Source organism: Cognatitamlana onchidii (genome assembly GCF_004804355.1).
GTDB lineage: Bacteria > Bacteroidota > Bacteroidia > Flavobacteriales > Flavobacteriaceae > Cognatitamlana > Cognatitamlana onchidii.
In genome coordinates, this window is record NZ_SRWZ01000001.1 from 776,598 (window position 1) to 798,241 (window position 21,644).

The 21,644-nt window shown below is 34.7% G+C and carries 24 protein-coding genes; 21 read left to right on the top strand and 3 right to left on the bottom strand.

What is annotated here, in order from left to right:
- The first annotated feature begins 9 nt into the window (after window positions 1-9).
- The 15 genes from E5D58_RS03640 to E5D58_RS03710 all read left to right on the top strand — a co-directional run bounded on the left by E5D58_RS03640 (window position 10) and on the right by E5D58_RS03710 (window position 12,560).
- On the top strand, window positions 10-1,344 hold the full coding sequence (locus tag E5D58_RS03640) for a hypothetical protein (protein ID WP_136480454.1): 1,335 nt from the start codon (window positions 10-12) through the stop codon (window positions 1,342-1,344).
- A complete protein-coding gene (locus E5D58_RS03645; RefSeq protein WP_136480455.1) occupies window positions 1,341-2,114 on the top strand; it encodes an MbnP family protein in 774 nt (257 codons plus the stop codon). Before E5D58_RS03640 ends, E5D58_RS03645 begins: the two co-directional genes overlap by 4 nt.
- Window positions 2,115-2,272: 158 nt before the next feature.
- Window positions 2,273-3,172: a cytochrome-c peroxidase gene (locus E5D58_RS03650; protein ID WP_317129264.1), complete on the top strand. Its 900-nt coding sequence runs from the start codon at window positions 2,273-2,275 to the stop codon at window positions 3,170-3,172.
- 139 nt (window positions 3,173-3,311) lie between these two features.
- Entirely contained in the window at window positions 3,312-3,641 is a 330-nt protein-coding gene (locus E5D58_RS03655) for a HesB/IscA family protein (RefSeq protein WP_136480457.1), read from the top strand.
- A gap of 15 nt (window positions 3,642-3,656) precedes the next feature.
- Window positions 3,657-5,105 (top strand): Fe-S cluster assembly protein SufB, encoded by a 1,449-nt coding sequence (gene sufB, locus E5D58_RS03660; protein WP_136480458.1) that lies wholly within the window; start codon window positions 3,657-3,659, stop codon window positions 5,103-5,105.
- Between the two features lie 14 nt (window positions 5,106-5,119).
- Window positions 5,120-5,530 (top strand): hypothetical protein, encoded by a 411-nt coding sequence (locus E5D58_RS03665; RefSeq protein WP_136480459.1) that lies wholly within the window; start codon window positions 5,120-5,122, stop codon window positions 5,528-5,530.
- A 1-nt stretch (window position 5,531) separates the two neighbouring features.
- On the top strand, window positions 5,532-6,284 hold the full coding sequence (gene sufC / locus E5D58_RS03670; protein WP_136480460.1) for a Fe-S cluster assembly ATPase SufC: 753 nt from the start codon (window positions 5,532-5,534) through the stop codon (window positions 6,282-6,284).
- Between the two features lie 112 nt (window positions 6,285-6,396).
- Window positions 6,397-7,710 carry a Fe-S cluster assembly protein SufD gene (gene sufD, locus E5D58_RS03675; RefSeq protein WP_136480461.1) on the top strand — a complete coding sequence of 438 codons (1,314 nt, stop codon included), beginning with the start codon at window positions 6,397-6,399 and terminating at the stop codon, window positions 7,708-7,710.
- Between the two features lie 138 nt (window positions 7,711-7,848).
- Entirely contained in the window at window positions 7,849-9,063 is a 1,215-nt protein-coding gene (locus tag E5D58_RS03680; RefSeq protein ID WP_136480462.1) for an aminotransferase class V-fold PLP-dependent enzyme, read from the top strand.
- 43 nt (window positions 9,064-9,106) lie between these two features.
- Complete coding sequence (locus E5D58_RS03685) at window positions 9,107-9,586, top strand: hypothetical protein (protein WP_136480463.1); 480 nt, start codon at window positions 9,107-9,109, stop codon at window positions 9,584-9,586.
- A gap of 40 nt (window positions 9,587-9,626) precedes the next feature.
- Entirely contained in the window at window positions 9,627-10,049 is a 423-nt protein-coding gene (locus tag E5D58_RS03690; protein WP_136480464.1) for a SufE family protein, read from the top strand.
- Between the two features lies 1 nt (window position 10,050).
- Window positions 10,051-10,374, top strand: a complete 324-nt coding sequence (locus E5D58_RS03695) for an SUF system Fe-S cluster assembly protein (RefSeq protein WP_136480465.1) — start codon at window positions 10,051-10,053, stop codon at window positions 10,372-10,374.
- Between the two features lie 39 nt (window positions 10,375-10,413).
- Complete coding sequence (locus E5D58_RS03700) at window positions 10,414-10,983, top strand: class I SAM-dependent methyltransferase (RefSeq protein WP_136480466.1); 570 nt, start codon at window positions 10,414-10,416, stop codon at window positions 10,981-10,983.
- A gap of 1 nt (window position 10,984) precedes the next feature.
- The gene (locus tag E5D58_RS03705) at window positions 10,985-11,491 is read left to right on the top strand and encodes a DUF2480 family protein (RefSeq protein WP_136480467.1); all 507 of its coding nucleotides are present in this window, start codon (window positions 10,985-10,987) and stop codon (window positions 11,489-11,491) included.
- A gap of 130 nt (window positions 11,492-11,621) precedes the next feature.
- Entirely contained in the window at window positions 11,622-12,560 is a 939-nt protein-coding gene (locus E5D58_RS03710; protein WP_136480468.1) for a DUF3078 domain-containing protein, read from the top strand.
- Between the two features lie 78 nt (window positions 12,561-12,638).
- Here E5D58_RS03710 and E5D58_RS03715 read toward each other — a convergent pair whose 3' ends face one another.
- Window positions 12,639-14,897 (bottom strand): penicillin-binding protein 1A, encoded by a 2,259-nt coding sequence (locus tag E5D58_RS03715; RefSeq protein ID WP_136480469.1) that lies wholly within the window; start codon window positions 14,895-14,897, stop codon window positions 12,639-12,641.
- Window positions 14,898-14,910: 13 nt separating this feature from the next.
- Complete coding sequence (gene hflX / locus E5D58_RS03720) at window positions 14,911-16,104, bottom strand: GTPase HflX (protein ID WP_136480470.1); 1,194 nt, start codon at window positions 16,102-16,104, stop codon at window positions 14,911-14,913.
- Between the two features lie 91 nt (window positions 16,105-16,195).
- Between hflX and E5D58_RS03725 the strand changes: the two genes are divergently transcribed.
- Entirely contained in the window at window positions 16,196-17,164 is a 969-nt protein-coding gene (locus E5D58_RS03725; RefSeq protein ID WP_136480471.1) for an endonuclease/exonuclease/phosphatase family protein, read from the top strand.
- Here the strand turns inward: E5D58_RS03725 and E5D58_RS03730 are convergent, their stop codons facing one another.
- Entirely contained in the window at window positions 17,165-17,542 is a 378-nt protein-coding gene (locus E5D58_RS03730) for a hypothetical protein (RefSeq protein ID WP_136480472.1), read from the bottom strand.
- Window positions 17,543-17,908: 366 nt separating this feature from the next.
- Here E5D58_RS03730 and E5D58_RS03735 point away from each other — a divergent pair, with 366 nt between their 5' ends.
- From E5D58_RS03735 to E5D58_RS03760, 5 genes are all read left to right on the top strand, one after another.
- Entirely contained in the window at window positions 17,909-18,493 is a 585-nt protein-coding gene (locus E5D58_RS03735) for a hypothetical protein (RefSeq protein WP_136480473.1), read from the top strand.
- 147 nt (window positions 18,494-18,640) lie between these two features.
- Entirely contained in the window at window positions 18,641-19,318 is a 678-nt protein-coding gene (locus E5D58_RS03740; RefSeq protein WP_136480474.1) for a hypothetical protein, read from the top strand.
- A gap of 167 nt (window positions 19,319-19,485) precedes the next feature.
- Window positions 19,486-20,280 (top strand): cation transporter, encoded by a 795-nt coding sequence (locus E5D58_RS03745; RefSeq protein WP_168796620.1) that lies wholly within the window; start codon window positions 19,486-19,488, stop codon window positions 20,278-20,280.
- Between the two features lie 194 nt (window positions 20,281-20,474).
- Window positions 20,475-20,993, top strand: a complete 519-nt coding sequence (locus E5D58_RS03750; RefSeq protein WP_136480475.1) for a hypothetical protein — start codon at window positions 20,475-20,477, stop codon at window positions 20,991-20,993.
- 313 nt (window positions 20,994-21,306) lie between these two features.
- The gene (locus E5D58_RS03760) at window positions 21,307-21,642 is read left to right on the top strand and encodes a helix-turn-helix domain-containing protein (protein ID WP_136480477.1); all 336 of its coding nucleotides are present in this window, start codon (window positions 21,307-21,309) and stop codon (window positions 21,640-21,642) included.
- The last annotated feature ends 2 nt before the right edge of the window (window positions 21,643-21,644 follow it).

Genomic DNA, 21,644 nt, shown 5'->3' on the forward strand with positions numbered 1-21,644 from the left:
TTGTTTTTTATGTTCAAAAAAGAACTAACCCTCATAATACTTCTTGTTGTTGCCTGCTCAAAAATAGAACCTATTGGCAAACCTATTGAACCAACTATTGAAATAGATTTTACTAAAACGATTGGAGGATCATTAAATGAAAAGGGGTGTTCAATCGTAAAAGATATTTCTGGAGGCTATACAATTCTTGGGCATGTTCAAAGTATGGATGGAGATATAGAGAACAAAATGAATGATTCTTTTGACTATTGGTTGCTAAAATATAACTCAAGTCATTCCTTGCTATGGCAAAAAAATCTTGGAGGAAGTCTCGAAGATAAGGGAGCTAAAATCATCAAAACCAACAACGATGGTTATGCGGTAATAGGTTATAGCAAAAGTTCAGACGGAGATGTGTCAGAAAACAATGGTGCCAACGATTTTTGGATGTGTTTACTAAACTCAAATGGCAATATAATCTGGGAGCAATCGTATGGTTTTTTGGGTGCCGATATAGGAAACACGTTAATACAAACACAAGACAACGGGTTTCTTCTTACTGGAGTGCTTGACGTATCTGCTTCAAATGGGCAAGGAAATAGCAAAACCAGTAGAGCCAGACGGCATGCAGGAGGTGATTATTGGGCTGTTAAACTTGATGAACAAGGTAACAAAGAATGGAGCAGATATTATGGCGGAACCTTTACCGACACCCCAAACGATGTTCTCCAAACACCAGATTTGGGGTATCTCATTGTAGGCTCTTCCGATAGTAACGATGTCGATATAAAGAATAATAAGGGCTCATACGATATTTGGATTATAAAAATTTCAGAATCTGGAGATTTAATCTGGGAAAAATCTTTTGGTGGTTCGCAAATCGACGAAGGGTATGCAATTACCAATTCTAGTGATGGTCATTACCTCATTGCAGGAGACACCAGAAGTAATGACATGGATGTTTCAACCAATAATGGCGCTTCCGATTTATGGGTTATTAAGATAGCTGAAGATGGCAACTTAATTTGGGAAAAAACGTTTGGAGGTACTAGCTTTGATTCAGGTAGATCCATATCTAAAACTCAAGATGGCGGATTTATTTTATCGGGAAGTTCAAGAAGTCTTGATGGCGATTTAACATCGAACAATGGGCAAAATGACGCTTGGATTTTGAAAATAGATTCCAATGGAAATCTATTATGGCAAAGAACCCTTGGAGGGTCTCAAATTGACATTGCCTACAGTGCTATTGAGCTTGAGGATCGAAGTATTCTAGCTATAGGCGAATCTGCAAGCAGTGATGGAGATATCTCTGCAAATAAAGGGTTTTCAGACTTACTAATTTTTAAAACAAAGTCGTTATGAATAAACATTTTGTTTTCATAACTATTTTCCTAATGGTCTTATTTTCCTGTAACGAAGACACAGGCGATAATGTTTCGATAGCCTCGGTAAGTCTTAATTTCTCGCACTCATGGGATGATGCACCAATTACTAATTCCGATTTTAATATTATTAAGTTCACAAATGCCAATGGAGAAGTATTAAGTATAACAAAATTACGTTACCTAATTTCTCGCATAATTTTAGAAAACGCTTCTGGGGAAACCTTACCTATAAACGGCTATAATTTAGTTGATGTTAGCAAAAATGAAAGTCTACTTTTTAGGCCAATAAACAATATTCCTCAAGGTGATTATAAGGTGTCATTCCTTTTTGGATTCAATAACGAAGACAACTATAACAACAACTACCTCGACCTAAACTCAGCATCTTGGAACGTGCCAGAGCAATTAGGTGGCGGTTACCACTATATGCAACTGGAAGGGAAGTTTATAGATAACGACCTAACAGAAAAAGGGTACGCATACCATGCCATTCGGGCGGTAGATGCTTCTAAACAACCACTTAAATTTGAAGACACTTTTATTAAAGTAAATCTAGGAACCGTGAACTTAACAAACCATGCTCAATTAAATATTGACATGAATGTTGCAGAATGGTTTAAAAACCCTATTGTTTGGAGTCTAGAAGAACGTAATAATATGCTCATGCCCAATTTTGAAGCTCAAATAGCTATGTTTAAAAATGGACAAAATGTGTTTAAATTAAAATCTATAACGCCATCAAAATAAGCGGATTACATATTATTTTCTTTGTTATATTAACGAGCCTTTCATGCGCAGATGATAACAATCAAATATTCCAACCAACACCAGTTGAATTAACAATTCCTCCGCTATTTGAAAACAACATATTAGCGCCCATTATTCCAGCGGACAACCCACAAACCATGGAAGGCATAGCCTTAGGGGAAAAATTATTTTTTGACCCTGTGCTATCTATAGATAATTCCATTTCATGCGCAGATTGTCATGCTCCCGAGTTTGCCTTTTCAGATAATCGTCAATTTAGTGAAGGGGTTAATGGGACACAAGGAAACCGTAATTCTATGCCGCTTTTTAATTTAGCATGGAACTATGATGAACATTTTTTTTGGGATGGCAACACCTTTAGTTTAGAACACCAAGCCTTTGTTCCGGTTACCGACTCAACAGAAATGAAAAGCACCTGGATAGATGTTCAAAACAAACTACAAAACCACCCTGAATACCCGACTTTATTTGAGAATGCCTTTGGGTCGTCAAATATCGATTCAACTAGGATTGCCAAAGCCATTGCCCAATTTGAGCGTACTTTAATATCTTCTAATTCTAAATTCGACCAATTTCTTTTAGGGGAAACAGATCTGAGTCCGCAAGAGCAAAATGGCTTTAGTATTTTTATGGATGAAGCTCGTGGTGATTGTTTTCATTGCCATGGAAGCGATAAAAATCCGTTATGGACAGATAACATATTTCACAATAATGGTTTGGATGAGACCTTCACCGATTTGGGTTTGGGCCGAGTTACCGGAGACCCAGCAGATAATGGTAAATTTAAAACACCTTCCCTACGTAATTTAGCATATACAGCACCCTATATGCACGATGGCCGATTTGCTACCATAGATGAAGTTATCAATCATTACAGTGAAGGCTTAAAAAACTCAGCAACCATCGATCCCTTAATGAAAAAAGTAGGACAAGGGGGTGTAGGCTTAACTACTTCGGATAAAGCTGACTTAAAAGCCTTTTTACTGTCACTTTCTGATTATGACTTTATTAATAATCCAGCCTTTCTAAATCCATAGTAAAAAACTATAAAACCATATATTAATATAATGTTAGGTAATATGGGATTCGGAGACTTATATTGTATATTTGTGCTCTATTTAGAAACTGTCTTAATAAATAGAGTATTAAAACAACTCTAAATTCAAAAAGAAAAACATGATAAAAGTCTCTGAAACAGCTAAGAAAAAAGTAGTTGAACTCATGACCGAAGATGGTTATGATGCATCTACCGACTATGTTCGTGTAGGCGTAAAAAGTGGAGGATGTTCTGGGCTCTCGTACGATTTAAAATTTGACAAAGAACAACAGGAAGAAGATAAAGTTTTTGAAGATAACGGTGTAAAAATCATTGTAGACAAAAAAAGCTTTTTATACTTGATAGGAACTACTTTAGAATATTCAGGAGGATTAAACGGGACAGGGTTTGTATTTAACAACCCTAACGCAAACAGAACCTGCGGTTGCGGCGAATCATTTTCACTATAATTCAAGAAATTAAATATGTCAAAATATACAGAAGATGATCTTCGGGAAGAACTGAAAACCAAAGAATACGAATACGGTTTTTATACAGATATTGAATCTGAAACTTTTCCCAATGGCCTAAATGAAGATATTGTAAGAGCCATTTCTAAAAAGAAAGAAGAACCTGAATGGATGACCGAATGGCGTTTGGAAGCGTTTCGTGTTTGGCAAGACATGGAAGAACCAGAATGGGCCAATGTACGTTATGAGAAGCCCGATTTCCAGGGTATTTCTTACTACTCTGCACCTAACAGCAAACCTAAATATGATAGTTTAGATGAGGTTGACCCAGAATTATTGGCAACTTTTGAAAAGCTTGGTATTTCCTTAGATGAGCAAAAAAAACTAGCTGGGGTTGCCATGGACGTTGTAGTCGATTCGGTTTCTGTGGCAACAACCTTTAAAAAGACCTTAGCTGAACAGGGTATCATATTTATGAGTATCTCTGAAGCTATTCAAGAACATCCCGAACTCGTTAAGAAATATATTGGTACCGTTGTTCCGCAAAAAGATAATTTTTATGCTGCGCTAAACTCCGCTGTTTTTAGTGATGGATCGTTTTGTTATATTCCTAAAGGGGTTAAATGTCCTATGGAACTTTCAACGTACTTTAGAATAAATCAAGCAGGAACAGGACAGTTTGAAAGAACGTTGGTAATTGCCGATGAAGGTAGTTATGTAAGTTACCTAGAAGGCTGTACCGCTCCAAGCCGCGATGAAAACCAATTACATGCTGCCGTAGTAGAATTAATAGCGCTTGATGATGCTGAAATAAAGTACTCTACTGTTCAAAACTGGTTTCCTGGAAATGCCGAAGGTAAAGGAGGGGTATTTAATTTTGTAACCAAACGTGGTTTATGTGAAAAGAATGCTAAAATTTCTTGGACACAAGTTGAAACTGGGTCTGCTGTTACTTGGAAATACCCATCTTGTGTTTTAAAAGGTGACCATTCAGTTGGCGAATTTTACTCGATTGCTGTAACCAATAACTACCAGCAAGCAGATACCGGTACAAAAATGATTCACCTTGGTAAAAACACCAAGTCTACCATCATATCAAAAGGAATATCTGCAGGAAAATCACAAAATAGTTATCGCGGTTTAGTTCAAATAAGCTCGAGGGCAGAGAACGCTAGAAATTTTTCGCAGTGTGATAGTTTATTAATGGGCAATGAATGTGGTGCACATACATTCCCATATATTGAAGCTAAAAATAAATCGGCTAAAATAGAACATGAAGCTACCACGAGTAAAATAGGTGAAGATCAAATTTTCTACTGTAACCAAAGGGGTATTGATACCGAAAAAGCAATTGCCCTAATCGTTAACGGTTTTAGTAAAGAAGTTTTAAACAAGCTGCCAATGGAATTTGCCGTGGAGGCCCAAAAGCTTCTTGAAATAAGTTTAGAAGGTAGTGTTGGTTAATTAATGAAAATATAATGAGAAACGGCTTTTTTACATTATTGATAATTACAGCTTTACTAAGCTGTAAAAATGAAACTAAATCGGCTGATGCATCTGCAATTGAAGCTGAAGTCTTAGACAATAAAAACAACACCTTAACCCTACTAAAAGGGGACTTTGTATTTTATAACGATGCGGCGGTATTACAAGCTAATAATGAGATATACGGTGTTTTTATCACCGAAAAAATGAAAGAGCTAAATAAACAGGCTGAAGCATTTAAAAATGCACCGACGGACATGGTTCAAGTAGAAATAAAAGGAAAAATCACAAATCAAAAGGATGATAAAATTCTTTGGGAGAATAAGCTGGAAATCGTTGAAATATTAAATGTAAAACCAATAGCGAACAAAGAAAATAACGTTGTAAAACTAGGAGCAGAGTAGTATGTTAAAAATTAAAGATTTACACGCAAGTGTTGAGGATAAAAGCATTTTAAAAGGTATTAATCTAGAGGTAAAACCAGGAGAAGTTCATGCTATTATGGGACCTAATGGTTCTGGTAAAAGCACACTTTCATCAGTAATTGCTGGAAAGGAAGAGTATGAAGTTACCAAAGGTTCTATTGAATTTGATGGTGAAGATATTGATGAACTGGCGGCTGAAGAGCGGGCTCACAAAGGCATCTTTTTATCATTTCAGTATCCAGTAGAAATCCCAGGTGTATCTGTTACTAACTTTATGAAAACTGCGATAAACGAATCAAGAAAAGCCAAAGGTTTAGAAGAAATGCCAGCTAAAGATATGCTTAAGCTTATTCGTGAAAAATCTGAACTCTTAGAAATAGATCGTAAGTTTTTATCGCGTTCTTTAAACGAGGGTTTCTCTGGTGGTGAGAAAAAAAGAAATGAGATCTTTCAAATGGCTATGCTGGAACCAAAATTAGCAATCCTTGATGAAACAGATTCTGGTTTAGATATTGACGCCCTTCGTATTGTAGCCAACGGAGTTAATAAATTAAAAAGTCAAGATAATGCGGTAGTTGTAATTACACACTACCAGCGTTTACTAGACTATATTGTACCTGATTATGTTCATGTTTTACATAATGGTAAAATTGTTAAATCTGGAACCAAAGAACTAGCACACGAGCTTGAAGAAAAAGGTTACGACTGGATTAAAGAAGAAGTAAACGCCTAACCCTGTTATTCCTTAAATTGTTAAGATTTAACGGCGCGGTACGAAAAAAGTTATTATAGTAAACAGTCCGATTGGTGTACGTTACTAATATTAAGACTGAAAACTGAAACCCATGGATTTAAAAGACAAATTAGTATCCTCCTTTTTAGCATTTGAAAACAAAGTTGATGTAGATAGCTACGTGCATGATGTAAGAACAGATGCTATCAAAGTTTTTGAAGAAAAAGGATTTCCTTCTAAAAAAGAAGAAGCTTGGAAATACACCTCTTTAAACAAAATCTTAAAAGAAGATTATAGTGTTTTTCCAAAGCAGGAAAATGCCTTAGAATACAAAGATGTAAAGAAGTACTTTATTCATGATATAGATACTTATAAAATCATTTTTATTGATGGTAAGTATTCGTCTCACCTCTCTGAGACCACACATGATGGTATTGATGTTTGCTTAATGTCTGCAGCATTAACCAAACCAAAATACCGCTTGATTATTGAAAATTATTTTAACAAAGCAGCTACTAAAGAAAGTTTAGCATCACTAAACACAGCATTTTCAAGTGAGGGTGCCTATATTCACATTCCTAAAAACAAAATCGCAGATAAACCCATTCAAATTCTGCATTTTTCAACAGGTAACGAATCGGCTACTTTATTACAACCACGTAATTTAATTGTTGCCGAAGAAAATAGCCATGTTCAAATAATTGAACGCCACCAGAACCTAACAGACAACCCTGTTTTAACCAATAGTGTAACAGAAATATTTGCTAAGAAACGTGCCATCGTAGATTATTATAAAATTCAAAACGATACAGCAAAGGCATCTTTAATAGATAACACCTTCATCAAACAGCAGAGAGAAAGTGTAGCATCTGTGCATACATTTGCTTTTGGAGGAAAACTTACTAGAAACAATCTTAATTTTTACCAAGAAGGCGAACGCATAGACTCCATTTTAAAAGGAGTAACCATTTTAGGCGATAAGGAGCATGTAGACCACAATACGCTTGTGCATCACATTGAACCCAACTGCGAAAGTCATCAAGACTATAAAGGTGTTTTTGGCGATAATGCTACTGGTGTATTTAATGGTAAGATTATTGTTGAAAAAGAAGCTCAAAAAACCAATGCCTTCCAGTCTAATAACAACATTCTTATTAGTGATAAAGCATCGATAAACACAAAACCTCAACTTGAAATATTTGCAGACGACGTAAAATGTTCGCATGGTTGTACTATTGGTCAACTAGATGAAAGCGCACTATTTTATATGCAATCTCGTGGTATCCCTAAAAAAGAAGCTAAAGCCTTATTAATGTATGCTTTTTGCAATAATGTATTAAGTTCTGTGAAAATACCTGAGGTTAAGTACCGTATCAATAAAATTATTGCAAACAAATTAGGGGTAGACATAGGGTTTAACCTTTAATAGTATTTTGGAGCCATTTCCCGCTATCCGCTGTATCTTTTTGAAGCTTCGCTTCGGTATCTACAAACAAAATTTTATTTTGTTCTTGATAACCTCAAAAAAGGATACCGCTTCTATCGGGGCTAGACATAATAAACTATGCGCAACGTACAAGACATAAGAAAAGACTTCCCCATTCTTTCTCGTAAAGTCAACGGGAAACCACTAGTGTATTTTGACAATGCAGCAACATCACAAACCCCACAACAGGTTATTGATGCTATAGTGGATTATTATTCTAATTACAATGCTAACATTCACAGAGGCGTTCACACCTTAAGTCAAGAGGCTACCGATTTATATGAACAAGCGCGATTAAAAATTCAACAACACTTTAATGCCAAGTTTTCGCATGAAATTATTTTTACCTCCGGTACAACGCATGGTATTAATTTGGTAGCAAACGGGTTTTCAGCATTACTTAAAAAAGGGGACGATATCGTTGTTTCCGCTTTAGAACATCATTCAAATATTGTACCTTGGCAAATGCTCTGTGAGCGTACAGGAGCTAACCTTAAGGTAATTCCTATGAACGCGCACGGGGAATTACTTCTGGATGCGTATGCAGATTTACTCTCTAAACACACCAAACTTGTTTTTGTTAATCATATTTCAAATGCTTTAGGCACCATAAATCCTATTAAGCATATTATCGAAAAAGCACATGAGGTAGGAGCTGCCGTTCTAATAGATGGCGCACAATCAAGTCCTCATATTAAGCCCGATGTTCAAGATTTGGACGTCGACTTTTACGTAGTCTCTGCACATAAAATGTGTGGCCCTACAGGTGTTGGCATGTTATACGGCAAAGAAGCTTGGTTAAAAAAACTACCGCCGTATCAAGGTGGTGGCGAAATGATTGCCGAGGTAACTTTTGAAAAAACAACCTACGCCGATTTACCCCATAAGTTTGAGGCTGGAACTCCAAACATAGCAGGTGGCATTGCTTTTGGTACTGCTATCGATTATATGAATACTATTGGGTTTCAAAATATTGCCAAGTATGAACATGACCTTTTAGAATATGCAACCGAAAAACTACTACAAATAAAGGGTTTAAAAATATACGGCACAGCAAAACATAAAACATCTGTAATCTCCTTTAATTTAGACGGCATACACCCTTATGATGTTGGCACTATTTTAGATAAACTAGGTATTGCGGTAAGAACAGGTCACCATTGCGCTCAACCTATCATGGACTTTTATAACATCCCAGGGACTGTTAGAGCCTCCTTTGCATTTTACAATACCAAATCAGAAATTGATGCCTTGGTTGAGGGGGTTAAAAAAGCCAAAATGATGTTATCATGATTTTGGTGTTGTTTTTGTATGTATCATAAAAACATCATTCAAAATGAAAACGCTGTACCTTTTTCTTATTAGCCTTTTAGCCATACAATCTTGCGGATGCCATAATAAAACGAATGTAGGAGAAAGTGAAACTACGGCATCAAACTATTTACCACCCACTCAAAAAGAGCATGTTATTATTGAATATACGGCGTCCACAAGGGGGTTTTATCAAAAAATACGCCTCGCTAACAGCAACCTATCATTCAGCAAAAAAAGAGGCAAAAATGGCACGTATCATCGCATTTCAAAAAACGACTGGCAGCACATACTAAAAATACTTGGGGTTGTAAATCTAGATAGCATTTCCAAACTAATACCGCCCAGTAAAGATTTTCAATTTGATGGAGCACCATTAGCCAGAATCGATATTACCAAAAACACCCAAACGTATAATTCCGTGGCTTTCGATCATGGAAACCCACCACCAGAATTAAAGGAATTGGTTGAAGTGTTATTATCCGTTTCTGAAAAGATTGAATAGCAACTTTTGTTGTTGTATTTTTGCATAAAAATTTGTGATCGTGAGTATTGAAGATATCCAAAATGAAATAATCGACGAATTCTCAATGTTTGAGGACTGGGAAGAGCGTTACCAATATATGATTGATTTAGGGAAAGATTTACCCTTAATTGACGACCAATATAAAACAGACAGTAACATTATAAAAGGGTGTCAAAGCAAAGTATGGGTACATGCAGAAATGGAAGACGACAAGATTGTATTTACTGCAGATAGTGATGCCATTATTACTAAAGGCATTATTGCTATCCTAATACGGACGTTTTCTAATCAACATCCCAAAGACATTATAAATGCCGAAACCGATTTTATTGATAAAATAGGCTTAAAAGAGCATTTATCACCAACACGAGCCAATGGTTTGGTAAGTATGGTAAAACAACTAAAAATGTATGCTATTGCGTACCAAACACAATTGAATTAAAATGAGCGAGTATATAAATACAACAGATTTAGGAGAAAAAATTGTAAATGTTTTAAAAACCATTTATGATCCTGAAATTCCTGTAGACATCTATGAATTAGGGCTAATTTATGACGTTTTTGTAAATGAAGATTCTGATGTCAAGATTTTAATGACCCTTACCACTCCAAACTGTCCAGTAGCAGAGACATTGCCACTGGAGGTTGAGGAAAAAGTTAAATCTTTAGATGAAGTAAAAGATGCCGAGGTAGAAATAACGTTTGATCCGCCATGGTCTCAAGAGCTTATGAGTGAAGAAGCCAAACTCGAATTAGGCATGCTCTAACCAACCATTCCTTCATTATTCAATTAGTTCACCAGAATTATGAAAGGCGACTATTACAAGACAGAGGCATCTGTAAAAGCTTATATAGAGCTGGCAAAAAACGTTAATGGAGGGACGCTCATTGAACTTTTAAAAGACTACTTGCCTTTAGACTCAAAAGTGCTTGAAATTGGTTCAGGACCAGGAACCGATTGGAGAATTTTAAACACCTATTTTCAAGTTATTGGCTCTGATAACTCAGATGAATTTATTAACCATCTAAAGACTCAAAATGTAAACGGTGAGTTCTTGAATTTAGATGCCACTACTTTAACTATTAAGGATAGATTTGATGGTATTTATTCTAATAAAGTCTTACATCATTTAACTAATGACCAATTGTCTCAATCTATTAAAAGACAATGTCAAATTTTAAATGACTCAGGAATAATATGTCACTCCTTTTGGAAAGGTGAAGACTCCGAGATTTTTAAAGGTCTATTTGTTAACTACCACGATAAACCTGATTTAGTGAGCTTTTACAAAGACTCTTTTAACATTCTTTATTTAGAATATTATGAAGAATTTGAAACAGATGACTCAATTTTATTAATTGCAAAGAAAAAATAACATGGCAGACGACATTATAAATAGAGTAGCCAATAGTAAGCTGGTTACCATCGACTTAGAAGATTACTACCCAGAAGGAAACCGTATTCTGTTTGACATAAAAGACTGGTTGTTTGAAGGTCTTATTTTGCGTGAAAAAGACTTTCGAGAGAAAGCTAAGGGGCATAACTGGAGTCAATACCAAAACCATTATGTCGCATTAACTTGTAGTACAGATGCCATAATTCCTGGTTGGGCCTATATGCTTTTAACTGTTTATTTGGAACCCTATGCAAAACAGATTACAATAGGAAACCTGAAACAGTTGGAAACATCAATATATCAAGATATCATAAACAATCTTGATATTTCTATATTCCAAGATAAACCTATTATAATTAAAGGTTGTTCAAACAAACCAGTCCCAGACAATGCTTATATAATGCTTACCAAAAAATTAAAACCTGTTGCTAAATCCCTTATGTATGGCGAAGCTTGCTCTTCTGTTCCTCTTTACAAAAACAAATAAACACACCTAACTTTTTGTGACTTGAGAGTGATTTTTGAATCTCATTAAAAATTTGGAGTTTTGTTGATGGATTATTCTTTCAACTGAAAATTAACTTATCTTTGAACGCATTTTATTAAAAATCATAAAAATGAAAAAAACGCTATTAATCATTACATTATTCATTGGAGCAGTTTCAATGAATGCACAAACTAAGGAAGAATTAAAGGCTCTAAAGGCTGAAAAAGAAGCCGAAGCAAAAGCTTTAACAAAAGAAGCCGAAGATCTTCAATCTCAAATTGACAAATTCCCAGGCTGGAAATTTGGTGCTTTTGGTACTATTGGAGCTAGCTTATCTGAATTTAACAATTGGTATGCCCAAGGAACACCAAACAACTCCTCAGGGAATATTAATATTACTGCTAACCCATATGCTAAATTAGACCGTGAAAAATATTTTTGGTATAGTAAAGCAAATATCAATCTTAGTTGGGTAAAATTCGATGATAAAGACGACCCAACCGATGATGATAGCTTTAAGGAAGCCAATGATGTGTTTAGCCTTACCTCCCTTTATGGATATAAATTAAGTGAAAAAATTGCCATTTCTACCTTAGGAGAATACCGCTCAACCTTAATTAACAATTTCAACGACCCAGGATATTTAGATTTAGGTGTTGGTATTACATGGACACCTGTTGAAAACCTTGTTGTAGTTGTTCACCCAATAAACTACAACTTTGTGTTTGCAGAAAACGATGCCATTTTTGAATCCTCTTTTGGTGCTAAAGTAGTTGCAAACTATGCACGCAAATTTGGTAATTTTGAATTAAGCTCTAACCTGTCATCATTTATAAGTTATCAAAATTCTAATTTATCAAACTGGACTTGGATTAACTCCTTTAGTTATACCGTATGGAAAGGTATTGGTTTAGGCTTTGATTTTGGTCTAAGGGACAGTAAACAGGAAGCTGTTAATTTTGCCTTAGGCAATTGGGATCCTGATGGAACAGATCCTATGCCTTCATTTGAAAACGTGGATAACAAATTACAAGTTTATACTACTTTTGGCCTTAGTTATAAATTCTAAGCTAACACTTTACAGATCCAAAAAACAAAAAGTACTTCTTTACAAGAAGTACTTTTTGTTTTTAACCGCATCCTTATCTTATTTATTTCCTTTAAATTTTTTAGTTTTTTTCTTCTTACTAAATAGTCGTTTAATAAAAGAGTCACGCTTTTCAGGCTCGCAATCTAAATCCTCAATAACTTGTTCTGAAGGATGTTCAAATTGGGCTTGGGTTATGCCATCAAACTCAGTAGCTTCATTCAGTTTCTGATAAAATTTAGCAAAAATAGGTAATGCCGAATTGGCCCCTTGCCCTAGAGCAGTTGTTTTAAAACCAATGGCGTGATTATCATTACCCACCCAAGTAACCGTTACCAAATTGGGTGTTATGCCTACAAACCAACCATCTTTATTATTTTGTGTTGTTCCGGTCTTACCAGCTATTTCATTATGCAGTCCATAGGTGCTTCGTAATCTAGAAGCTGTTCCAGAGTTAACCGTAGACTTCATCATTTCTAGCAAAACCTGTCTAGTATATTCATTATATGCAGGATCATCTAATACATTAGGTTTAAAATCTGCTATTACGTTTCCATGCTTATCCTCTATACGCTCAATATAATATGGTTTTACGCCTTTTCCTTTATTAACATAACTCGCGTAAGCTCCTGTTAAATGCTTTAAATTTATTTCAGCCACTCCTAAGGCCAATGCCGGTTTATTAGGCAGTTTTTCTGGGATACCTAATTTATTCGAAAGATCTATGACGTTGGAAATTCCAACCTCATTAAGCACTTTTACTGAAACTGTATTTACCGATTGACTCAAAGCCTTTTCCAAGGTGTAATTAATAAAAGGGGTGTCTTGATCCTTTCCTGAATTACGAGGCGTCCAATTATCATAGTTAGTATAGGTAACCTCAGATAACGAAAAATAGGTACACGGATCCATACCTTTTTCAATAGCTGCCGTGTAAACAAACGGCTTAAATGTAGACCCTACTTGCCTTGTACTCTGCGAGACATGATCATACTTAAAAAACCTATAATCAATCCCACCGATATAGCTTCTAACGGCCCCCGTTTTAGGTTCAATAGACAGCATGCCCGTATTTAAAAGTTTTAAATAATGCTTAATACTATCTTTTACACTTATATTTTCTATCACATCTCCACTCCAGCTAAACAACTCAACAGGTCTTTTAACAGACAAAGAATCTTCGATCTGTTCCATACTCAAACCTAATTCTTTTAACCTATTATATTCAGGAAGTGCTTTAAAAACACCATCAACTAGGTGTTTGTTTTGTATCCATGGAGCCAATTTTCCATAGGAATCTTCATAATTCTTTTGAAGTTTAGACATATGTTCTTGCACAGCTTCTTCGGCTAGCCTCTGCATTTTATAATCTAATGTTGTATAAACAATTAGCCCATCTCTATACAAATCATACGAATCACCTTCATGCGAGACTAAGGTATCCAATATGTGTTGCAGTTCTTTTTTAACCGCTTCTCTAAAATAGGGTGCCACACCTAAATCATGACTAAACGACCTATATTCTAGAACTAAATCTTGCTTCTGTAAAGAATCTTTTGTCTTCGTATCTATATAGTTATATTTAGCCATTTGACTTAAAACCACATCCCTCCTATTTCGACAATTCTCAGGTCTTTTTCTAGGATTATAAAAACTATTCGCTTTCAAGGTGCCCACTAGGGTGGCGGCTTCCAAAACACTTAACTGAGAAGCGGCTTTGTCAAAAAATTTTCTAGAGGCACTTTCAATACCATAGGTATTATCGGAAAAAGGGACTGTATTTAAATACAACGTAAGAATATCTTTTTTGGAGTATATCTCCTCTATTCTAGTTGCGATAATTGACTCCTTTAATTTATTTATTACCGTACCTAAAAACAGATAGTTTTTTCTACCAAATAGGTTTTTTGCCAATTGCAAACTTATGGTGCTTCCTCCTCCCGCAGATTTCTTTTGCAACAGAATACTTTTAACAAAGACCCTTACTAAACTTGTATTATCAATACCATTATGCTCATAAAAACGTACATCTTCGGTGGCGATTAAAGCATCTATAAGGTGCTGAGGAAAATCATCATATCTTAAAGGCTGTCTATCATAAATGTAATATTTCCCTAGAAGTAATCCATCTTTATCCAAAACTTGAGTGGCCTGCTCCTGCTTAATAGACCTTAAATCCTCTTGTGTTGGTAACTTTCCAAAAACACCTATGTAAATAGCAACGTATAGCCCAATGAAAAAAGTTATTACTAACCCAAATAGTACGGCTAGCCATTTCACCCATCGTTTTTTAAACATGTTTGAAATTATCTTAATCATAAGTTCAATTTAACTAACTCTCTTCTTCGTAGTCTGGGTAAAGAAAGTGATTATAAGGAAAACGTGTTACATGTATGTCTCTTACTTCTTTATAAACACGTTTTTTAAAATCTTCTAAATTTTGTTTATTTAAAGCAGAAATAAATAAGGCATTATTACCAACCTTACTCATCCAAGTACTTTTCCATTCCTCTAAAGAATAATGCTTTTCTGTGCGCTGGGTTTCTAGGTCGTCGGCATCAATCGACTCTGGTTGGTAGGCATCTATTTTATTAAAAACCATAATAGTTGGCTTATCGCCACTTTTTATTTCACCCAGAATCTTCTCAACGGAAGCAATATGTTCTTCAAAATTAGGGTGCGAAATATCGACCACATGAAGCAATAAATCTGCCTCTCTAACTTCGTCCAGAGTACTTTTAAAACTGTCTACCAATTGTGTTGGTAGTTTTCTAATAAACCCAACCGTATCCGATAGCAAAAAAGGTAAATTTTGAATAACCACTTTTCTTACTGTGGTATCTAAAGTGGCAAATAATTTATTTTCGGCAAACACTTCGCTTTTACTAATAACGTTCATTAGCGTAGACTTCCCTACATTAGTATATCCAACTAGGGCGACCCTCACCATTTTACCACGATTACCGCGTTGAACAGCCATTTGTTTGTCGATGGTTTTTATTCTAGCCTTTAGCAAGGCAATCTTATCGCGAACAATACGCCTATCTGTTTCGATCTCTGTTTCTCCAGGACCGCGCATTCCAATACCTCCTTTTTGTCGCTCGAGGTGCGTCCACATACCTCTTAATCTGGGTAATAAATATTCACACTGCGCCAGTTCTACTTGGGTTCTGGCATAACTTGTTTGGGCACGTTGTGCAAAAATATCTAGAATTAAATTGGTTCTATCCAGCACCTTTACGTTTAATATTTTACTGATATTACGTTCTTGAGCAGCAGATAATTCATCATCAAAAATAGCGGTAGTGATATGGTGCTCTTCAATATACTTACGCACATCCTCCATCTTTCCAGTCCCAATAAAGGTTTTGGGATTAGGCATATCCATTTTTTGTGTGAAACGCTTAACGGCGTACCCTCCAGCTGTAAAAGTTAAAAACTCAAGCTCATCTAAATATTCTTTAGATTTGACTTCATCTTGATCTTTTGTAATGACTCCTATTAAAACCGCTTTTTCTAAACCCACCTTGTTCTTTTAAATACTACAAATAAATATGTGCAAAGTTACATAATTGATAGCATTTTAATATTTATAATTTTAGGCCTATTTTTGGTATATGACAGAACTTTTTGAAGATATTCCTGTGCGTCAGGATATGCAAACCATTGCTTTTTACAACCTTGAAAATTTATTTGACTTAAGAGATAACAGGCATACTAATGATAATGATTTCTTACCGGTGTCTGTGAAAAAATGGACCCCAAAACGATATGATAACAAGCTAAGAAAATTAGGGTTTACTATTTCAAATATAGGGAAAGAGATTACTGGCAAACACCCCGCTTTAATTGGAGTTGCAGAAGTTGAAAACGCCAAAGTTTTAAAAGATTTAATAGCCTCAAAACATCTTAATAGTTTTGATTATGACTTTGTGCACTTTGATTCTTTAGATGAACGAGGCATTGATGTCGCTCTTATTTATGACAAAAACGCCTTTAAGGTTAAGCACACAGAAACTTTTAGGGTAGCTTTAACTGATGATGACGGCTCTCCGGATTATACACGGGATATCCTTTTAGTATCGGGGAATTTAGATTCTGAACCTGTCCATATTATTATTAACCATTGGTCCTCAAGACGTGAAGGTGAAAAAGAAACTGAACCAAAACGTTTAGCCTCTTCAAATATGGTTGGCCATATTATAACTAAGCTAAAACAAGATAACAGCCATTCAAAAATCATTGTTTTAGGAGATTTTAACGATGACCCCCACAGCAACAGCATTCAACAATTAATTGAAAGTTTTGGACTATTCAATCCTTTTGAAACACTGAGGTCTTTTAATAGAGGTACAGTAAAACATAGACGACAATGGTTTGTTTTTGATCAAATATTGTTTTCTACCAACTTCCTTAAAACATCTAACAAGAACTTCGAGTTTTTTAAAGCTGATATTTTTGACGCAGACTTTTTAAAACTTTTTAAAGGCCCTTTTAAAGGAGCACCATTTAGAACCTATGTTGGCAAAAAATACAAAGGTGGATATAGTGACCACTTTCCGGTATACGTTGTTTTTAAAAAATAACTAAGTGGCTTGCATAAGTACAAAGGCCAAACCTAAAACAACAAATGGGACCAACCAAAGTAGACCTATAGGGTAGGTTAGTTTCTTTTTATGTAGGCGTTTTGCATTTCTAACCTTTAATTTTTTACCACCGTATTGCGTCCAGTTCTTAAAATACAAGAATATCACCACCAAGGCAAAAAGCGTCCAAGCTTTTGTCCCCGACATAGTAGCCACATGCATGCGTTTGAAAAATTTTGAAAAAAACACCCCTAAAACTAACAGTAAACTGCTTTGTAAAAACGTGATATAAAAAACAGCTAGCGTATTCGCGTTTTTATTTTTCTTGTTTTTGTAGTACTGAAAGACCCGAAAAAAAAGCACATCAAATATTGTCATGCCACAAATGTAACAACTACTAAAGATTTACTCGGTATTGCGCTTCATTATTTCCTGTAAGCAACACGTATATCATCTAAATCCATACAGTATTAAGAGAAGACTACCCGCCGTCAGTGCACTTAACAGCTGTCAACTAATTAAGCTGATTTAACAACTTGAACAAACTTCTTAAAACATTTAGAACCTAATTATTTATTTACCTCTTAAACTATTGTAAGAAAAAATGTATTTTTACAAAAGGGCGGTAAACAATTAAAATGGTATAAGGATAATAAAAATCACCAAAAACCATCGTTATCACCCCAAATGGGATTATTATGATTAATTAAATCATCCATATAAACAAGTTGGCAACAATAAAAAATGAGGATACTAAAACTGACTTTCTTACTTCTATTAATAATTTCTTGTAAAGAAAATAAACAAGAACCTAAACCTGAATTGAAAACGGAAAGTGAAGAATCGAATTCCATAGCTGAAGAGGAATTAATGAAAGCTAAAATGGATTCGATTTATAAACTATACAAAAAAGGAGAAGTAGAAAAATACGACTGGGATTTAGCTTTTCAAAAAGCCGAGGATTACCAAAAAGTGTCTGAATCATACTCTGACAAAACAAAAGTTCCGAATGGTTTTCTGGAATTTAGTAAAAAGTTCATTTCCGACACTAATTTTCAAAAGACTCACATTGACTTTGACAATTTGATTGCAGTAGTTGGAGCTTGTGAAGAAACTTATGTTTTAACAGAGGATAATTGGGTATTTGACGATTGGAACTTTATTGAAGAAATTAGAATTGACAAAGAATGGGAAAACACATTCAGTTATTCTGACAATAAATTTTACTTTGAATATACCTTAAAAGAAGTCGGAACCCTAAAAATGCTTGGATTTGAAAAAATAAATGGACAGTGGAATTTGACTTTATATATTGAAAACGACTGTTAAATTACTGTTGCCAACACTGTGTATAATTCATTGCTAGTAAAGGCTTACTTACGAAAATTCCGCTAGAATTTTCTATCCGTGATTATTTGCTAACTTTAGTGCTTAAACCACGCAACGAAATCATACACTAACACGTTGTAAGCAATTATGAGAAACATCCGAAACATAATTTTAATTTCAATATTCGTAGTTGGATTTGCTAATGCACAAGACAATCCAAAAACTGTTGAATACAGCGAATTATTGAAATTAAAAGTAGATGAAAACCGATTTACATTTGGTTGGTTAGATAATGTTTTTAGTGGAATTCCTTGTTTCAGAGATTATACAAAATCAGATATTCAAACGGAACTTGTCGACCCAAAAACGGACTCAATTATTTATACTTCATCAGAGCCTAAAAGAAACGGATTAATAATAATTCCGAATGAAATTAAGATTGACCGAAAAAGCAAGACATTTAAAATTAACGGAAAAGTAACTGGAGGTTGGGAAAGTGTAATTCCGACCGAATTTGAAATTTACATTGGACATAGAAATGATACGATTTCAAATACTACTCTTTCACCAAATTTACACGGAGATATATATTTTAATGGCCAAAAAGTGGATAGTACAATAGTCATAAATACGGTTCCTGCTTTTTATATGAATGATTTACAAAAATTTGAAGTTTATCGAGGAAAGAAAAATTTAGAAAACTCAAAACACAAAGAAATGCTTTTCGAAATTAATGGAATAATAGATGAAAAAAGTATTTTGGTTTTTGGCCTTTCATCCCGCTATGCTGAAATATTTGAAATAGGAAAATTATTAACCGAATAAAAAAACTGCTTACAACACCGTGTAAAAAAAATTGCTGGTAAAAGCCAATTTACGAAAGTCCTGGCGGACTTTCTATCTGTGATTTATTTGCTAACTTTAGTGCTTAAAACACGCAACTTTCCTTACACAATCACGTTGTAAGTAATGCCGAAAAACCCAGAAACCAAGTGAATAAAACGATATTTGAAATTACCAAAATGGATTGTCCTTCAGAGGAAAATCTTATCCGAATGAAATTGGACGGAATTTCAAGCATTGCGAATTTGGACTTTGATATTCCGAACCGAAAATTGACCGTTTTTCACAGCGGAGAAATTGACCAAATCGAAAAGTCCGTTATCGAACTGAATTTAGGTGGAAAAAAAATCTCAACGGAACAAACCGACCAAACGGAATTTAAAGAAAACGAAAATCAGAAAAAACTACTTTGGTCTGTACTTGCCATAAATTTTGCATTTTTCATTATCGAAATGACGACAGGAATTATCTCAAAATCTATGGGACTTGTTGCCGATAGTTTAGATATGCTTGCGGACAGTTTTGTGTACGGAATTAGTTTGTTTGCGGTTGGTGGAACAGTAACAAAGAAAAAACGGATTGCCAAACTTGCTGGATATTTTCAAATAATACTTGCGATTATTGGATTTGTAGAAGTCTTGAGAAGATTTTTCGGAAACGAGAAACTTCCCGATTTTTCAACAATGATTATCGTTTCGATTTTTGCACTTATTGCAAACGGAATTTGCCTTTATATTTTGCAAAAGTCAAAGAGCAAAGAAGAAGCACATATGAAAGCAAGTATGATTTTTACTTCGAATGACGTGATTATCAATTTGGGAGTAATTATTGCAGGAATTTTAGTGCATTATTTGAGTTCTAATAAACCTGATTTGATTATCGGAACAATTGTTTTTGCATTGGTAATTCAAGGAGCATTTCGGATTTTGAAATTAAGTAAGTGAACGAAAAAAGCACTACTTACAACAACGTGTATAATTAATGGCTAGTTCGAGCTTGCTTACGAAAATCCTCGCGGATTTTCTATTCGGTTTGTATTTACTAAATTAGTTGCTTAAATACGCCGCTAATCATACACAAACACGTTGTAAAACATTTGAAAAAAGTCCTGAACATATCATTAATTATTCTCGGATTTGTGAGTTTAATACTAATCGGAATATTGATTTTTATAGGAACTTCTATGGGGGAAAAAGTCGATAATTATGACTTTGCTGAAAAGAAAATTGCGAAAACTGAATCAAGAATTGAAAAGAGAATTCTTTTCGTTTTCCATACAGAAATCGCTAAACCAATTATGGAATATGAATTAGTTATTTCAGATAATGACTCAATAACCAAATACTACTATAGGAATTTGAATAATAAAGAGAAAAACATGAAATTCTACTATAACAAAGCATCTGAACAATTGACTTTTACATTTGACAAGTTCATTCTCTCTCATAAAATTGAGTACCAAAATCAGGAAATACACGAATCTAATTTTGGGAATTATATATTAAAAGAATCTTATGACGACGCCACTGGACCATTGTTATTCAATCCAGAATATGGAATTTTAGGAATCGGAAACAGCTATGGACCTCAATTTGTTTATTTACCGAATTCTAATCTTGAATTGGCAAAAGAAGTCATTAATGAATTGTATAAATAAAAACGTTTTACAACACCGTATATAAAAAATTGCTAGTTTTACCCTAAACCAATGTGAGTTGCTTTGTTTGCTAGCATCTGATTTTCCTTCGGAAAATCCTCGCACACAAACTCGCAACTTTCCATATACAACAACGTTGTACACAAGCTCTGAAAAGCCAACCGCATAGTCAAGCACATTTCATTTTGCTCGTGCCTCACAAAATAAAAAGAGCTTGTCTTTTTCCACCGCTCTTCTTACTCAATTCCAAAAAAAAACAATTATATTTGGACAATTATTGTCCTGAATATATTTTCAGGAAAAACAGAAAGAAATGAATACGAAACAATCATTTGGAGAATACTTGAGGAAATTGAGAGAAGACCAAAATCTTCCAATACGGAAAGTTGCATCAAAACTTGACATTGACCCTTCAACGTTGGGAAAAATTGAACGTGGAGAAAGAAGTGCTAATAAAGAAATGATTCCATTATTGGCTGAATTGTTCGAAGTTGAGGAAAAAACTCTTGGACTTATTCTTTTTAGCGATAAAGTAGCTTATCAGATTATAGAAGAAGAAAATACCAACGAAATCCTAAAGGTAGCGGAAGAAAAAATTAAATATTTAAAAAATAAGAATCTTAAACAAGGTTCATTGGACTTAAAATAAAT

Excerpts from the sequence above, each read along its gene's own strand:
- E5D58_RS03695 (WP_136480465.1), top strand. The coding sequence starts at position 10,051 with ATGAGCGAGTATATAAATACAACAGATTTAGGAGAAAAAATTGTAAAT.
- E5D58_RS03665 (WP_136480459.1), top strand. The coding sequence starts at position 5,120 with ATGAGAAACGGCTTTTTTACATTATTGATAATTACAGCTTTACTAAGC.
- E5D58_RS03725 (WP_136480471.1), top strand. The coding sequence starts at position 16,196 with ATGACAGAACTTTTTGAAGATATTCCTGTGCGTCAGGATATGCAAACC.
- E5D58_RS03715 (WP_136480469.1), bottom strand. The coding sequence starts at position 14,897 with ATGATTAAGATAATTTCAAACATGTTTAAAAAACGATGGGTGAAATGG.
- E5D58_RS03645 (WP_136480455.1), top strand. The coding sequence starts at position 1,341 with ATGAATAAACATTTTGTTTTCATAACTATTTTCCTAATGGTCTTATTT.
- E5D58_RS03680 (WP_136480462.1), top strand. The coding sequence starts at position 7,849 with ATGCGCAACGTACAAGACATAAGAAAAGACTTCCCCATTCTTTCTCGT.
- E5D58_RS03685 (WP_136480463.1), top strand. The coding sequence starts at position 9,107 with ATGAAAACGCTGTACCTTTTTCTTATTAGCCTTTTAGCCATACAATCT.
- E5D58_RS03730 (WP_136480472.1), bottom strand. The coding sequence starts at position 17,542 with ATGACAATATTTGATGTGCTTTTTTTTCGGGTCTTTCAGTACTACAAA.
- E5D58_RS03700 (WP_136480466.1), top strand. The coding sequence starts at position 10,414 with ATGAAAGGCGACTATTACAAGACAGAGGCATCTGTAAAAGCTTATATA.
- sufB (WP_136480458.1), top strand. The coding sequence starts at position 3,657 with ATGTCAAAATATACAGAAGATGATCTTCGGGAAGAACTGAAAACCAAA.
- E5D58_RS03760 (WP_136480477.1), top strand. The coding sequence starts at position 21,307 with ATGAATACGAAACAATCATTTGGAGAATACTTGAGGAAATTGAGAGAA.
- E5D58_RS03710 (WP_136480468.1), top strand. The coding sequence starts at position 11,622 with ATGAAAAAAACGCTATTAATCATTACATTATTCATTGGAGCAGTTTCA.
- E5D58_RS03735 (WP_136480473.1), top strand. The coding sequence starts at position 17,909 with ATGAGGATACTAAAACTGACTTTCTTACTTCTATTAATAATTTCTTGT.
- E5D58_RS03640 (WP_136480454.1), top strand. The coding sequence starts at position 10 with ATGTTCAAAAAAGAACTAACCCTCATAATACTTCTTGTTGTTGCCTGC.
- E5D58_RS03740 (WP_136480474.1), top strand. The coding sequence starts at position 18,641 with ATGAGAAACATCCGAAACATAATTTTAATTTCAATATTCGTAGTTGGA.
- sufC (WP_136480460.1), top strand. The coding sequence starts at position 5,532 with ATGTTAAAAATTAAAGATTTACACGCAAGTGTTGAGGATAAAAGCATT.
- E5D58_RS03655 (WP_136480457.1), top strand. The coding sequence starts at position 3,312 with ATGATAAAAGTCTCTGAAACAGCTAAGAAAAAAGTAGTTGAACTCATG.
- E5D58_RS03650 (WP_317129264.1), top strand. The coding sequence starts at position 2,273 with ATGGAAGGCATAGCCTTAGGGGAAAAATTATTTTTTGACCCTGTGCTA.
- E5D58_RS03705 (WP_136480467.1), top strand. The coding sequence starts at position 10,985 with ATGGCAGACGACATTATAAATAGAGTAGCCAATAGTAAGCTGGTTACC.
- sufD (WP_136480461.1), top strand. The coding sequence starts at position 6,397 with ATGGATTTAAAAGACAAATTAGTATCCTCCTTTTTAGCATTTGAAAAC.